Consider the following 13,022-nt stretch of genomic DNA (forward strand, 5'->3'; position numbering starts at 1 on the left):
CCGCTGTCCACCCCCTCGACAGCCGGATCCGAGACGGGTCAGGATCTTCCGATGTCTTCTTCGTCCTTCGACGGCTCGGCGCTGTCGGTCACGGTTCTTCTCGACGAGCTGCTCGTGCGCTTCCCCTCGGTTCCGCGCGGTCGAGTCGAGGCGATGCTGGTCGAGGAGCACGAGATCCTGCTCGGCGGCGAACCGGGCGATGTCGTGCCCCAGGTGCTGAGGGATGCGGTGCTCGAGCGCGTGGAGCGCGAGGCCGGGATCGAGACCGGGCCCGACGGGGACGCCCTGCCGGCCTGAATCGCCGGCAGCTCGCCGCGGACATACCGATGGCCGTCGTCCGGAGTCGGACGACGGCCGTCGCTGCGATCCCCCGATCGCGGGATCCTGGCGCTGCGGCGTCTCAGTTGACGCGACGCCAGAGGGTCTCGGTGCTGTGCAGGCGAGGTTCGCGCAGTAGGCGGGTCACGGCCTCGGGGTACTCCTCGAGCGCGATGGGCATCTCGATCGTGCGCTCGAGCAGGTGCAGGTACTGGCGCACCGACATCTTGAACTCGGCCACGATGCGGCCGTTCTTCTCGCCGCCGGCGATCGGATTCTCGGTCTCGAAGGCGAGCACGCGGTGCTGCACCTCGTCGAGGGCCGCGGTGTTGAAGCCGGCGCCGTATCGTCCACCGGCGGGGCGGACCATCATGTCGGTCATGAGATGAGACTCCAGACTCCGGCGACGGCCGCGACGAGGGCGAGCGCTCCGGTGATCACGCCGGCGATGACGCCCGGCTCGGCGGTCCAGCGGGCGGGGCGCTCGTCGGCCGCGGTGTGCGCGGTGTCGTCGACGAAGGCCTCGGCCAGCGGTGTCCCCGCGGCATGGCGGGTGAGTTCTGCGACGCTCATGAAGAGACCTCCTCGGCGGCTGGAGCGGGATGACCGCTCCACGAACTATTTACTAGAGAAACTAGTAACTAGGCGAGCGAGTTCGCAAGTGGGTGCGCCGACACATCGGTGAACAGCCCGGAAATACGCGCCGCGACGCTCCGTGCACGAAGCCGTGACGGCACTGAGTGCCGGCTACTCGGCGTCGATCGCCTCGACGGCCTCGCGCATCCGAGTCAGGAACTCGACGACCGCCTCGGACTGCTGCGGGGTCAGCGACTCGGCGACCTCGAGCATCCGCTCGTGCATGCGGCCGAGGGTGTGACGCACCTCGTCGTCGCTCGACGGGGTGGCGACCACGATGATCGAACGCCGGTCGCGGGGATGCGGGTCACGCCGTACATGGCCGCTCTTGACGAGGCGATCGATGAGCACGGTGGTCGAGGCGGAGGAGATGTCGAGGCGGGCCGCCAGCTCCTTCGGGGTGACGATCTCGCCCCGGCGGCCGGCCTCGAGCAGGTAGCGCAGCGCGAGCAGATCCGTCTCGCCCATGCCCATCGACGCACGCGTGCGGCGACGCATCGCGACCTCGGCCGAGCGGTATCGACGCAGGGCGTTGAGCACGTCGACGCTGGTCGGCGCATCCTGCTCGCCGTACCAGTAGCCCGAGATCCGCTCCACGTGTCCGCCTGTCATCGTCTGGCATTCAATCCGCCGGTCGCTAGTTTGTCTAGCCAACGACGGCTGCGGTGCCGCCCGCACAGACAACGCGCAGAGGTCGGACCCGTCGCATCCAGTCCCGCGGCCCGCGCGTCAGCGTCCCGTGCGAGCCCCCTGGGAGAGACCTCCATCGCGTTGACCCGCGTCGGGTCGGTTCGGAATCGTGGCCGACTCGACGACGCGTTCCCGTCCGCCGACTCCGCGCTCGCGGACGAGGACGGCGGATGCGCGCCGATCCGATACGCAACGCACGATCCATACGGAACCGAATGGAGTGACCATGCTCACCATGACTCCCGCGGCCAGCACCGTGGTCAAGACCCTCATCGCCCAGAACCCCGAGGTCGAGGACGGCGGCCTGCGCATCGACGCCGGCGGCGCCGATGGCGTCGACTTCGCCGTCTCGATCACCGAGGTGCCCGAGCCCACCGACTCGGTCGTCGAGTCCGACGGCGCGAAGGTGTTCCTCGGCGAGAGCGCCGTGATGGTTCTCGACGACAAGGTGCTGGATGCCAGCGTCGACGACGCCGGCGCCGTGCAGTTCGCGATCGCCCAGCAGGGCTGATCGCCGCAGCGCTCAGCGCGACGATGCCGACGGCGTCGCATCCCGATCTCCCGGGGTGCGGCGCCGTCGGCGTCTGCGCGCCGTCCAGGAGATCCGGTGACGCCGGGGATAGGGTCGAAGCACATCGCGAATCGCGACTTGCGGCCCCGGATCCCCGGATTCGCGGGTGAGTCGCCCTATCGTGACCCGTGTGTGGCCAGCTGATCGACGAGGTGCTCTCGTGGCGGACGACGACGGCGACGTGCGCGCCGAGCCCCAGCTGACGGCTCCCCACGCCCTCGGCGTCGGGGGAGAGGACTGGGCCTCGGGCAACGTCGCGCAGCCGAGCTGGACGCTCTGGCGCGAGGAGCTCGCCGAGGTCGGCGGACGCTCGCCCCTGCTGCACTTCGTCGATGCGCGCTCGACGCGCATCGAGCTGAGCACGACGCATCCCGGCGGCCTCGCGCGCTTCATCACGGGAGCCCCGACGCTGCTCTCGAACCTCATCCGCGACGACATGGCCCTGCGCTCGGCCCGCGTCGCCGCCGATCAGATCGCCGCGAAGGGCCTCGAGCTCTCGACGACCCGCGGCATCGACGCCGTGTGCCTCGGCATCGGCATCGCCCGCTGGACCAACGGGGGAGTCGAGTACGGCGGCCCGATCCTGCTGCGTCCGCTCGCGATCCGCCGCGCCGGCCGCGACTTCGAGCTCAAGCTGCGTGGCGGGCCCGCACTCAACCCGGCGTTCGCCCGCGCTCTCGAGCAGCAGTTCGGCATCTCGCTGGATGCGGCGGCCTTCGTCGCGCTGACCGACGCGGCCGGCACCTTCAAGCCGAACGCGGTCATCGACCAGCTGCGCGGCCTCACCGGTCACCTCGGCGACTTCTCCGTCGCCCCGCGACTCGTCGTCTCGACCTTCGCCGACGTCTCCCACCGTCTCCTCGCCGACGCGGTCGACCTGACCCATCCGGTGCTCGACGCGCTCGGCGGCAACGCGAGCGCGAAGTACGCGCTGGGCGAGGCGAACGCGGCCGTCGAGCCGAGCGACCCCGACCGGCGCGACCCCTCGACCGACACCCTGCTGCTCGACGCCGACGCCGAGCAGGAGCAGGTGATCGCGCAGATCGAAGCCGGCAACTCGCTCGTCGTGAAGACCATGCCCGGCACCGGCGGCACGCAGACGATCGTCAACGCGATCGGCGCTCTCGTGCGCCAGAACAAGCGCGTGCTCGTCGTCAGCCCGCGTCGCGCGACGCTGCACGGCATCGCCGACCGCGTCGCCGAGGTCGGTCTCAAGGGGCTCACGGTCACCCCGCGCTCGCTGCGCCGCGACGTCGTCACGGCGATCACCCGCAACGAGAAGGCGCAGAAGCCCGGCCTCAGCGACATCGACGAGGCGCTCGTGCGCCTGCGCGGCGTGCTCATCGACTACCGCGGTGCCCTCGGGCGGCCTGACGGCGTGCTCGGCGTCTCGGTGCTCGACTGCGTGACCGAGCTGTCGCGCCTGGCGCTGCTGCCCGATCCGCCGTCGACGACCGCCCGCCTGCCGCGCTCGACGGTCGAGGCGCTGGCCGTCGACCGGACCACCGTCGCGCAGACGATGGTGGATGCGGCACGCCTCGGCGAGTTCCGCTACGGCCCCGACGACTCGCCCTGGTACGGCGCGAGCTTCGCCGACGGCGAGGCGGCGCAGCGCGCGCATTCGGTCGCGAAGCGCCTGCACGACGAGGAGCTGCCGCGCCTGCTGGTGCGCGCCGGCGAGCTCATCGGCTCGACGCGCATGCGCCCCTTCGAGTCGGTCGCCGAGCTCGGCACCTACCTGAAGCTGCTGACCGATCTGCGCGACACCCTCGATCGCTTCCAGCCCTCGGTGTTCGACCGCTCGCTGAGCGAGCTGATCGCCGCGACGGCGCCGCGCCGTGAGTCGCCGACCATGTCGAGCGGCAACCGCCGCCGCCTCAAGTCGCTCGCCCGCGAGTACGTGCGCCCCGGCATGCACGTCGGAGACCTGCACGACGCGCTCACCCGCGTGCAGCAGCAGCGGATGCTGTGGCAGCGCTACGTCGCCGCTGGCGTCACGCCCGAGGTGCCGGTCGGCATCGCCGATGTGCAGGTCGCCTGGCAGCAGGTCTCGCAGGATCTCGCGGAGCTCGATCTGCCGCTCGACCGCTCGGGCGACACGCGTCTCGCGGCCCTGCCGATCGACGAGCTCGGAGCCCTCGTCGAGGGTCTCGCCGCCGAGTCGGACGTGCTCGAGAGCATCACCGAGCGCAGCGAGCTGCTCTCGACCCTGCGTCACCTCGAGCTCGACGGCTTCCTCGGCGACCTCGCCCAGCGTCACGTTCCCGAGGGGCGGGTCGCGGCCGAGCTGGAACTGGCCTGGTGGCGTTCGGCGCTCGACGGCCTGCTCGAGTCGGAGCGCGCCCTGCTCGGCGCCAACACCGGCGTTCTCGAGCGACTCGAGGCCGACTTCCGCCTGGTCGACGAGGCGCATGCCTCCGGCAGCGCGCAACTGCTGGCGTGGCAGCTCGCCGAGGACTGGAAGATCGGACTGCTCGACTGGCCGGAGGAGGCGGATGCGCTGAAGCGCACGCTGCGCGGCGGAGCGATCTCGGCATCCACCCTCAACCGCGCGGCGCCGCACCTGGCACGCGTCGTCGCCCCGGTCTGGCTCGCCTCGCCCTACGAGGTGCCCGGCATCAGCGACGAGCTCTCCTTCGACGCCGTGGTGCTGGTGGATGCCGGTGCCGTGACGCTCGCCGAGACGCTCGGCGCGATCCGCCGGGCCAAGCAGATCGTGGCCGTCGGCGACCCCGTCACCCAGACGCCCTCGCCGTTCACGACCGCGGTGCTGCAGCCCGACGACCCGGCGCGCACCGCGCCCTTCGACGTCGACGAGCTGCACGGCCGCTCGGCGCTCGCGCAGCTCTCGGAGCTGCTGCCGGTGCTGTCGCTGACGCGCAGCTACCGCGCCGGCGGCGACGACCTCGCCGAGCTCGTCAACCGCAAGTTCTACGGCGGGCGCATCGACTCGCTGCCCTGGGCCGGTTCGTTCCTCGGCCACAACTCGCTCGCACTCGACTACGTCGAGAACGGCACGGGCCTGCCCGACACCGTCACGGGCGCCGTCGAGAGCGTCGACGCCGAGGTCAACCGCGTCGTCGACCTGGTGATCGACCACGTGACGGGCCGCCCGCGCGAGTCGCTCATGGTCGTCACCGCCAACGAGCGCCACGCCGTGCGCGTGCAGCAGGCCGTGCTGGCCGCCGTCGCGGCCCGCCCGGAGCTGACGGATGCGCTGCTCGGCGACCGCCCCGAGCCCTTCGCCGTCACGACGATCGATCGCGCGCTCGCCCAGAGCCGCGACCGGGTGATCTTCTCGCTCGGCTACGGCCGCACCCCGCACGGCCGCGTGCTGAGCGATTTCGGCGCCCTCGGTCGTCCCGGCGGTGAGCGGCTGCTCGCCGTCGCGATGACCCGCGCGCGCCGTTCGCTCGTCATCGTCACCTGCTTCCGGCCGGCTGACGTCGAGGAGGGGCGGATGCAGCACGGCGCGATCGCGCTGGCCGAGATCCTCGACGAGATCGCCGACCGTCGCGACGACCCGCCGCAGGTGGATGCGAGCGACCCCATGCTCGTCGACCTGGCCCGCCGTCTCGCCGAGCGCGGCCTGCGCGTCTCGCTCGGTCACCGCAGCAAGCTCGGCCTCGTCGCCGCGAACGGCGGCACCTGCGTCGTCGTCGACACCGACGCCGCGCTGCTCGGCCGCAGCCTGCGCGAGTCGCTGCGCCTGCGCCCCGAGGTGCTGCGTCGCCTCGGCTGGCACTACGCCCGCGTGCACGCTTTCGAGCTCTTCGCCGACCCGGACGGCGTCGCCGACCGCGTCGCCCGCCTCGCCGGCGTCGAGACCGGCGGGCCGATCACCGAGGAGATCCCGGTCGTTGGCTGACTCTCCTGACGGGGATGCGCAGCCGGCCGGCGAAGCCGACTCCGCCGACGCGTCGTCGTCCGAGCGCCCTCGCCGCCGCCGACGCGTGACGACAGCGCCGCCGGCCGGCAGCGACCCGCATCCCGCCCCCGAGCCGCCGCGCGGCAGCGGAACCGACAACGACGCCCGCATGCGCGCCGAGAAGCCGCCGCACTACTGACCTCCGCCCCCGGCACGACGGATCCGCGCCGGACAGCACGAAGGCCCGAGAGCATCAGCTCCCGGGCCGTCGTACTGACGTGCCGCCGTCGGCGTCAGCTCGCCGGCTTCGCGGCGGTGTTCAACCACCCGGCTTCGCCTCGGGCGCGCCGCTGTCGTACGGCGGGTGGTCGTCGGCTCCGCGCTGCGCGGAGTTCTGCGACGACAGCAGATCGCGGATCTGCACGAGCAGGTCGATCTCGCTCGGCGGCTCGTCGGCCGGCGGCGCCTCCTCTTCCTTCTTCTTCGTGAAGGAGACCTTCTTGAGGTAGTTCATCGGCGTGATCAGCGCGAAGTAGACGACGATCGCGATCAGCAGGAACTGGATCACGGCCGCGAGCACCGAGCCCCACGACAGCACGACGGCCGGCACGTCGCCGGCCTTCTCGCGCAGCGTGATGCCCGCGCTGTTCAGGTCGTCCGCGTTGAAGAGCAGCGTGATGACGGGGTTGAAGATGCCGTTCACCAGGGCGGTGACGATCGCGGTGAACGCCGATCCGATGACCACACCGACGGCGAGGTCGATCACGTTGCCGCGAAGGACGAAGTCCTTGAATCCCTTGAGCATGCCGGACCTTTCCACGGGGGGAGGGTGACCCGGCCGCGACCGGATCAGCTGGAGGAGGAACCCGACGACGACGATCCGCTCGACCCGGAGGACGAGCCGCCCGACGACGACGAGGACGAGGAGCTCGACGACCCCGACGACGACCCGGAGGACGACGAGGTCGAGGACGACGACGAGCTGCTGCCCGACTTCACGCTACTGCGGCTGTCGGTGCGGTAGAAACCCGAGCCGTTGAACGTGACGCCGACGGCGCTGAACAGCTTGCGCAGCTTGCCGCCGCACGTCGGGCACACCGTCAGCGAGTCATCGGTGAACGCCTGCTGGATGTCGAAGGCGTTGCCGCACTCGGTGCAGCGGTAGGAGTACGTGGGCACGGAAGACCTCGGGAAGCGACGGAAGCGGAGCGTGAACGATCAGGAACGGCGGAGCTCGGTGATGCCGCCCGGGGTCACGACCCCGTCGACGGGCACGTCGTGCCGTTCGCTCGGCACGGTGTCGACGAGCTCGTCGTCGAAGATCACAGCATAGACGGGCGGGCAGCCCTCGACCGATCCGAGGGTCTTGTCGAAGTAGCCGCGCCCCCATCCCATCCGCATGCCCTGTCGGTCGACGCTCGCCGCCGGCACCAGGATCAGGTCGACCTCGTTGATCGCGAGCGGGCTGAGCAGCTCGCTCGTCGGGGTCGGCATGCCGAGCACGTCCTCGTCCTCCTCGGCGCCGTCGTAGGTCGCCCAGTCGAGCAGTCCGTCGGCGCGGGAGATGGGCAGCAGGATGCGCACACCCTCCGCATCGGCCTCGCGCAGGAAGCCGCGGGTCGCGGGCTCGTCGGGGGTGGAGAGGTAGGCCGCGATCGAGCGCGCCCCGGTGCGGTGCAGCAGCTCGGTCAGGTTCGCGGTCAGCGCGGTCTCGTCCTGCGTCCGCTCGGTCGAGGTGCGGATGCGGCGGCGCTCGCGCAGCTCGGCGCGCAGGGCGCGCTTGGCCAGGTCGATGTCGTCGGGCACATCCTGATTGTAAGTCGGCTCGTGGCCCGCGCTTCTGCGGGATGACACCTCCGGCCCGCTAGCATCGGCGAATGGCCATCACGAAAGCCGTCATCCCCGTCGCCGGACTCGGGACGCGCTTCCTGCCCGCGACCAAGGCGATGCCGAAGGAGATGCTCCCCGTCGTCGACCGCCCCGCGATCCAGTACGTGGTGGAGGAGGCCGTCGGGGCCGGGCTGCACGATGTGCTCATGGTCACCGGCCGCAACAAGACGGCGCTCGAGAACCACTTCGACCGCGTCGGCGAGCTCGAGCAGGTGCTGACCGCCAAGGGCGACATCGACAAGCTCGAGAAGGTCAAGCACTCGACCGACCTCGCCGATGTGCACTACGTGCGCCAGGGCGACCCCAAGGGCCTCGGCCATGCGGTGCTGCGCGCCAAGATGCACGTCGGCCACGAGCCCTTCGCGGTGCTGCTCGGCGACGACATCATCGACGAGCGCGACCCGCTGCTCACCCGCATGCTCGACGTGCAGCAGCAGCGCAGCACCACCGTCATCGCGCTGCTCGAGGTGGACCCCTCGCAGACGCACCTCTACGGCATCGCGACCGTCGAGCCGACCGACGAGAGCGACGTGGTGAAGATCACGGGGCTCGTCGAGAAGCCCGCCCCCGGCGAGGCGCCCTCGAACCTGGCGATCATCGGGCGCTACGTGCTGCGGCCCGAGGTCTTCGACATCCTCGAGCAGACGCCCCCGGGCAAGGGCGGCGAGATCCAGCTGACGGATGCGCTGCAGGCCATGGCCCAGGGGCCGTCCTGGGCCGGCGGCGTGTACGGCGTGGTGTTCCGCGGCCGCCGCTACGACACCGGCGACAAGCTCGACTACATCAAGGCGATCATCCAGCTCGCCTCGGAGCGCGAGGACCTCGGCTCCGAGCTGCGACCGTGGCTGCGCGACTTCGCGCAGGGTCTCGAGGACTGAGAACGCCGGCGACGACATGGCGATACCGACACTGCGTGACGGCGCTGTCACGATCAGGCCGCTGCGCCTGCGCGACGCGCGGGCCCTCGAGGCGGAGCTGATCGGCAACCGATCGTGGCTGCGGCAGTGGGAGGCGACGAACCCGCTCGGTCCGGCGACGGTCGACACGCGATCGAGCATCCGCTCGCTGCTCGCCAATGCGCGGGCGGGCGGGGGCATCCCCTTCGCGATCGACGTCGACGACCAGTTCGTCGGTCAGCTCAACGTCTCGGGCATCACCTACGGCTCGCTCTCGTCGGCGTCGATCGGCTACTGGGTCGCCGAGCGCGCGGCGGGGCGCGGGGTGACCCCGACCGCGGTCGCGCTGGCGACGGATCACTGCTTCTTCGGGCTGGGCCTGCACCGCATGGAGATCTGCATCCGGCCGGAGAACGCGCCGAGCCTGCGCGTGGTCGAGAAGCTCGGCTTCCGTTACGAGGGGCTGCGGCGCCGCTTCATCCACATCAACGGCGACTGGCGCGACCACTTCTGCTTCGCGCTCACGGTGGAGGAACTTCCGCAGGGCGTGCTGCGACGCTGGCGCGAGGGTCGAGTGCCGGCGTCGGCCGGACGGGTGCCCGACGAGGACCGGCTCGCGGCGCAGCGTCCGCTGCGCTTCGGCTGAGCACGCTCCGCGTCGAGCGGCTCGGCTCCGCCCGACCCGGCTTCGGCTCGCCGGTTCCGCGACCGCGAGGTCTCGCGCCCCCTGAACGGGGGTATCCCTCAACCTCAACTTGAACCCCGCGCGCCTCACCGCCCGCGCAGCCGGGCGCCCGTACTCTCCCGTCATGGAACTCACCGGCCTCGGCACCGCGCTCATGGTGGCCGTCGCCGCGCTGCTCTGGTTCGCGTACCTCATCCCCACCTGGACCCGCCGCCGCGAGTATCTCGCCACCGAGCGCAACGCCGCCCGGCTGCAGCAGGCGATCCGCGTGATGGCCGAGTCGGCCGAGGCCCCGGAGGAGGTGCGGCTCGAGGCGACGGCGCGCGACGTCGCACACCAGGCCCGGATGCTGCGCGAGCAGGATCGTCAGCGCGTCGCCCGCGAGGAGGCCGAGCTGGCCGCCGAGCGTCGCAAGGAGTCACCGCAGATCGTCACCGCCCGACGCAGCCGCGGTCGTCTGCGTCGCGTGCGCCTGATCAGCGCGACCGGCATGCTCGCCGGCTTCGTCGTCGCCGCCGTCCAGGGCGCGCTCATCGTCACCGCCGGCGCCAACGCGGCGGGATGGACCGTGCTCGTGGTCTCGGGTCTCGTCGCCGTGACCTCGGTCGGCACCCTGCGCACCCTGGCCCGTCGCCGCGTGGCCGCGCCGCGCGTCGCCTCCGCGACGGCGCCGACGCGACAGCAGCTGCGCGACTTCGCCCTGGAGCAGAGCGCCGCGCCCCGCGTCGCCTCCGGCTGGACTCCCGTCCCCGTGCCCAAGCCGCTCTACATCGGCACCCCGCAGCGCCAGCGCGCCGAGCCGAGCGTCGACGCCCAGCGGCGGATGCGCGCGGCGGCCGCCGAGGCCGAACGCCGACTGCGGGCGGCGCACTCCGAGCCCGAGGTCGTCGCGTTCCCGGCCCGCACGGTCGAGCAGACCCCCGCCGCCCGGGTCGAGCGTCCCGGCGCCGCTCCCGCCGCCGCGGAGCCGAACGCGGCCGGCGCCCCGAGCACCCCGCCGAGCCGCTGGGCGAAGATGGGCGTCGTCGGCGACGTCGACGGCTCGGGTCTCGACCTCGACGAGGTGCTGCGCCGTCGGCGCGCCGCGGGCTGATGACCGACTCGCTCGCCCGTCACGACGACTACGACGGACCGCCGTTCGACGAGTCGACGGTGGCGGGCGATCCCATCGCGCAGCTGCGCCGCTGGCTCGCCGACGCGGAGGCGGCCGAGCTGCCCGACCCGAACGCGATGGTGCTCGGCACCGTCGACTCGGATGGCGCCCCGAGCAGCCGCACCGTGCTGCTGAAGGGGCTCGACGGGCCCGACGGCCCCGCTCTCGAGTTCGTGACCAACGGGCTCTCCCGCAAGGGACGCGCTCTCGCTCTCGAGCCGCGAGTCAGTCTGGTCTTCCCCTGGTACGCGCTGCGCCGTCAGGTGATCGTCGACGGCGTCGCCCATCCGGCCCCGGCCGAGCTGAGCGACGCCTACTGGGCGACCCGGCCGCGCGGCTCGCAGATCGGCGGCTGGGCCAGCCGGCAGTCGCAGCCGGCTGCCGACCGCGCCGAGCTCGAGCGGGCCGTCGCCGAGGCCGAGCGGCGCTTCGGCGACGTGGATGACGTGCCGCGTCCGCCGCACTGGGGCGCCTGGTTCGTCGTGCCCCGCTCGGTCGAGTTCTGGCAGGGGCGGCCCTCGCGTCTGCACGACCGTCTCGTGTTCGAGCGCGATCTGCCGGATGTCGAGGCGGCGCCCACGGGGGAGTGGCGGCTGCTGCGGCGACAGCCCTGATCGACCCGCGGCGGAGCGTCGGGCGCCGGTGCCGCGATCACTTCCGATCCCTCATGATCGAGATTGATCACACCCCGTTCTGCCCCGGAAACACGGGGCGGCAAACCCCTCGGAATCGCCGAGTCGGCGGTGCTACTGTCGCCCCCATGACGCGCGTCGGATACATCTGGGTCGGCCCTCTCGAGCACAACGCCGACTTCCAGCGCGACCTGCTGCGCACCAAGCAGGTCGACCGCGTCTTCGAGGACGTGAGCGCGCACACCTCCACCCCGATCCGCGGCGAGCTGACCTCGGCGCTCGAGGAGGTCGGCCCCGGCGACACGCTCGTCGTCTGGCGACTCGACCGGCTCGGGTCGACCATGTCGTCGGTGCTCGCCCTGCTCGAGCTGCTGGGCAAGCGCCGGGTCGGCGTCGCGACGATCGCCGAGGGGCTCGACACCTCAGGCGACGGCGGCGAGGCGCTGCTCGCGACGATCGCCGCTTTCACCCAGCTCGACCGCTGCCTCACCCGCGAGCGCACGATGGCGGGGGTCTACGCAGCCCGCGCCCGCGGTCGCGTCGGCGGCCGCCCCCGCGCCCTCTCGTCGACGAACGTCGAGCGCGTGATCATGATGAAGGAGCAGGGGGCCACCGTGCGCGAGATCGCGCAGGAGATGGGCACCTCGCGGGCGACCGTCTACCGCGTGCTCGAGACGGCCGGAGCGGGTCGGGATGCCGAGGAGCGCCGCGAGCTGACGGTGCGCTTCTCCGCGCCGAACCTCGACGGCAGCGATTCGCTCGCCACCGACTGACCCGCGACACGCCCGGGCGTGCATCTCGACTGATCGGCGTCCGTCCGCGTTCGCGCGCGCCCGTCCGGACCGAAATGATCAGAAGTGATCTGTTTCGGACAGGTTTGTGTACTCTGTCTCCGTGATCGCAGCGCAGCGACGACAGCTCATCCTCGAGACGGTGCACCGGGACGGTGCCGTCTCGATCCGCGCGCTCGCCGAGCTGCTCGACACCTCTGCGGTCACCATCCGCCGCGACCTCGACTACCTCGACTCGATCGGCCGGCTCACCCGTTCGCACGGCGGCGCCGTCAGCGGGCAGCCGCTGCGCGAATCCCCGTGGTCGGAGAAGGTCGGTCAGGCCGCCGAGGCGAAGGCGGCGATCGGCCGCGCGGCCGCCGAGCTCGTGGGGGAGGGCGACGTCGTCGTCATCGGTCCCGGCACGACCACCGCCGAGCTGGCGCGCGCGCTGGCGGGCCGAGCGGGGCTGACCGTCTTCACCAACTCGCTGCTCGTGGCCGACATCCTGGTCGACTCGCCCGGCAACGAGGTCGTCGTGACCGGCGGCACGCTGCGCGCCGGCATCCGCGCCCTCGTCGGCGACGGCACGACGCGGATGCTGCGGGGGCTGCACGCCGACTTCACCTTCCTCTCGGGCAACGGCATCGATCCGGAGTTCGGGGTGTCGACGCCGAACCTCACCGTGGCCGAGTCGGACCGCGCGATGGCGGCCGCCGGGCACCAGGTCGTCGCGCTGCTCGACCACACGAAGTTCGGCGAGCGCGCCGCGATCCAGACCCTGCCGCCGAGCGCGATCAACCGGCTGATCACCGATCAGGCGGCGCCGCTCGAGGCGACCGCGGCGCTCTCCGCGGCGGGCATCGACGTGACGGTGGTGCCCTGATGGGCGGCCGCGAGCAGGCCGCTCCGC

General features: G+C 72.0%; 16 protein-coding genes and 1 pseudogene. 11 read left to right on the forward strand and 6 right to left on the reverse strand.

All coding sequences use genetic code 11. The features are described from left to right. The first annotated feature begins 51 nt into the window (after positions 1 to 51). Positions 52 to 297 carry a hypothetical protein gene (locus tag BJ979_RS09265; RefSeq protein WP_179567261.1) on the forward strand — a complete coding sequence of 82 codons (246 nt, stop codon included), beginning with the start codon at positions 52 to 54 and terminating at the stop codon, positions 295 to 297. Between the two features lie 103 nt (positions 298 to 400). On the opposite strand, the gene BJ979_RS09270 is transcribed toward BJ979_RS09265, so the two are convergent. From BJ979_RS09270 to BJ979_RS09280, 3 genes are all read right to left on the reverse strand, one after another. Then, positions 401 to 700, reverse strand: a complete 300-nt coding sequence (locus BJ979_RS09270; RefSeq protein WP_179567263.1) for a DUF3263 domain-containing protein — start codon at positions 698 to 700, stop codon at positions 401 to 403. After that, positions 697 to 891: a hypothetical protein gene (locus BJ979_RS09275; RefSeq protein ID WP_179567265.1), complete on the reverse strand. Its 195-nt coding sequence runs from the start codon at positions 889 to 891 to the stop codon at positions 697 to 699. Before BJ979_RS09275 ends, BJ979_RS09270 begins: the two co-directional genes overlap by 4 nt. Before the next feature lie 174 nt (positions 892 to 1,065). Then, positions 1,066 to 1,566: a MarR family winged helix-turn-helix transcriptional regulator gene (locus BJ979_RS09280; RefSeq protein WP_179567267.1), complete on the reverse strand. Its 501-nt coding sequence runs from the start codon at positions 1,564 to 1,566 to the stop codon at positions 1,066 to 1,068. A 313-nt stretch (positions 1,567 to 1,879) separates the two neighbouring features. Here BJ979_RS09280 and BJ979_RS09285 point away from each other — a divergent pair, with 313 nt between their 5' ends. The 3 genes from BJ979_RS09285 to BJ979_RS09295 all read left to right on the forward strand — a co-directional run bounded on the left by BJ979_RS09285 (position 1,880) and on the right by BJ979_RS09295 (position 6,282). Beyond that, entirely contained in the window at positions 1,880 to 2,155 is a 276-nt protein-coding gene (locus BJ979_RS09285; RefSeq protein WP_246286739.1) for a Fe-S cluster assembly protein HesB, read from the forward strand. A gap of 220 nt (positions 2,156 to 2,375) precedes the next feature. Then, the gene (locus tag BJ979_RS09290; RefSeq protein ID WP_218853472.1) at positions 2,376 to 6,083 is read left to right on the forward strand and encodes an AAA family ATPase; all 3,708 of its coding nucleotides are present in this window, start codon (positions 2,376 to 2,378) and stop codon (positions 6,081 to 6,083) included. Continuing rightward, complete coding sequence (locus tag BJ979_RS09295) at positions 6,076 to 6,282, forward strand: transcriptional regulator (protein WP_179567271.1); 207 nt, start codon at positions 6,076 to 6,078, stop codon at positions 6,280 to 6,282. Before BJ979_RS09290 ends, BJ979_RS09295 begins: the two co-directional genes overlap by 8 nt. 120 nt (positions 6,283 to 6,402) lie before the next feature. Here BJ979_RS09295 and mscL read toward each other — a convergent pair whose 3' ends face one another. Then, positions 6,403 to 6,903, reverse strand: coding sequence for a large conductance mechanosensitive channel protein MscL (mscL, locus tag BJ979_RS09300; RefSeq protein ID WP_343046649.1), 501 nt, complete (start codon positions 6,901 to 6,903; stop codon positions 6,403 to 6,405). A gap of 9 nt (positions 6,904 to 6,912) precedes the next feature. On the opposite strand from mscL, the gene BJ979_RS18155 reads away from it, so the two are divergent. Beyond that, on the forward strand, positions 6,913 to 7,107 hold the full coding sequence (locus BJ979_RS18155; protein WP_343046794.1) for a hypothetical protein: 195 nt from the start codon (positions 6,913 to 6,915) through the stop codon (positions 7,105 to 7,107). Positions 7,108 to 7,169: 62 nt separating this feature from the next. On the opposite strand, the pseudogene BJ979_RS18160 reads toward BJ979_RS18155, so the two are convergent. Both BJ979_RS18160 and BJ979_RS09310 read right to left on the reverse strand, forming a co-directional pair. Beyond that, positions 7,170 to 7,262: pseudogene (locus BJ979_RS18160) on the reverse strand (FmdB family zinc ribbon protein); the annotation flags it as partial. A gap of 39 nt (positions 7,263 to 7,301) precedes the next feature. Then, the gene (locus BJ979_RS09310; RefSeq protein ID WP_179567274.1) at positions 7,302 to 7,889 is read right to left on the reverse strand and encodes a 5-formyltetrahydrofolate cyclo-ligase; all 588 of its coding nucleotides are present in this window, start codon (positions 7,887 to 7,889) and stop codon (positions 7,302 to 7,304) included. A gap of 71 nt (positions 7,890 to 7,960) precedes the next feature. Here BJ979_RS09310 and galU point away from each other — a divergent pair, with 71 nt between their 5' ends. The 6 genes from galU to BJ979_RS09340 all read left to right on the forward strand — a co-directional run bounded on the left by galU (position 7,961) and on the right by BJ979_RS09340 (position 12,995). Next, the gene (galU, locus tag BJ979_RS09315; protein ID WP_179567275.1) at positions 7,961 to 8,851 is read left to right on the forward strand and encodes a UTP--glucose-1-phosphate uridylyltransferase GalU; all 891 of its coding nucleotides are present in this window, start codon (positions 7,961 to 7,963) and stop codon (positions 8,849 to 8,851) included. Between the two features lie 16 nt (positions 8,852 to 8,867). Further along, the gene (locus BJ979_RS09320; RefSeq protein WP_179567276.1) at positions 8,868 to 9,515 is read left to right on the forward strand and encodes a GNAT family N-acetyltransferase; all 648 of its coding nucleotides are present in this window, start codon (positions 8,868 to 8,870) and stop codon (positions 9,513 to 9,515) included. A 163-nt stretch (positions 9,516 to 9,678) separates the two neighbouring features. Continuing rightward, positions 9,679 to 10,647 carry a hypothetical protein gene (locus tag BJ979_RS09325; protein ID WP_179567277.1) on the forward strand — a complete coding sequence of 323 codons (969 nt, stop codon included), beginning with the start codon at positions 9,679 to 9,681 and terminating at the stop codon, positions 10,645 to 10,647. Beyond that, positions 10,647 to 11,321, forward strand: coding sequence for a pyridoxamine 5'-phosphate oxidase (gene pdxH, locus BJ979_RS09330; protein WP_179567278.1), 675 nt, complete (start codon positions 10,647 to 10,649; stop codon positions 11,319 to 11,321). Before BJ979_RS09325 ends, pdxH begins: the two co-directional genes overlap by 1 nt. A 146-nt stretch (positions 11,322 to 11,467) precedes the next feature. Beyond that, positions 11,468 to 12,112, forward strand: a complete 645-nt coding sequence (locus tag BJ979_RS09335) for a recombinase family protein (RefSeq protein WP_179567279.1) — start codon at positions 11,468 to 11,470, stop codon at positions 12,110 to 12,112. Positions 12,113 to 12,233: 121 nt separating this feature from the next. Continuing rightward, positions 12,234 to 12,995, forward strand: a complete 762-nt coding sequence (locus BJ979_RS09340) for a DeoR family transcriptional regulator (RefSeq protein ID WP_179567280.1) — start codon at positions 12,234 to 12,236, stop codon at positions 12,993 to 12,995. Positions 12,996 to 13,022: the final 27 nt, after the last annotated feature.

Origin of the sequence: Schumannella luteola (assembly GCF_013408685.1) — a bacterium.
GTDB classification, from domain to species: domain Bacteria; phylum Actinomycetota; class Actinomycetes; order Actinomycetales; family Microbacteriaceae; genus Schumannella; species Schumannella luteola.

What these genes read in the sequence shown, in the direction of transcription:
- pdxH (WP_179567278.1), top strand. Translation starts at nt 10,647, where the DNA reads ATGACCGACTCGCTCGCCCGTCACGACGACTACGACGGACCGCCGTTC.
- BJ979_RS09265 (WP_179567261.1), top strand. Translation starts at nt 52, where the DNA reads ATGTCTTCTTCGTCCTTCGACGGCTCGGCGCTGTCGGTCACGGTTCTT.
- BJ979_RS09270 (WP_179567263.1), bottom strand. Translation starts at nt 700, where the DNA reads ATGACCGACATGATGGTCCGCCCCGCCGGTGGACGATACGGCGCCGGC.
- BJ979_RS09335 (WP_179567279.1), top strand. Translation starts at nt 11,468, where the DNA reads ATGACGCGCGTCGGATACATCTGGGTCGGCCCTCTCGAGCACAACGCC.
- BJ979_RS09285 (WP_246286739.1), top strand. Translation starts at nt 1,880, where the DNA reads ATGACTCCCGCGGCCAGCACCGTGGTCAAGACCCTCATCGCCCAGAAC.
- BJ979_RS09280 (WP_179567267.1), bottom strand. Translation starts at nt 1,566, where the DNA reads ATGACAGGCGGACACGTGGAGCGGATCTCGGGCTACTGGTACGGCGAG.
- BJ979_RS09325 (WP_179567277.1), top strand. Translation starts at nt 9,679, where the DNA reads ATGGAACTCACCGGCCTCGGCACCGCGCTCATGGTGGCCGTCGCCGCG.
- BJ979_RS09320 (WP_179567276.1), top strand. Translation starts at nt 8,868, where the DNA reads ATGGCGATACCGACACTGCGTGACGGCGCTGTCACGATCAGGCCGCTG.
- BJ979_RS09275 (WP_179567265.1), bottom strand. Translation starts at nt 891, where the DNA reads ATGAGCGTCGCAGAACTCACCCGCCATGCCGCGGGGACACCGCTGGCC.
- galU (WP_179567275.1), top strand. Translation starts at nt 7,961, where the DNA reads ATGGCCATCACGAAAGCCGTCATCCCCGTCGCCGGACTCGGGACGCGC.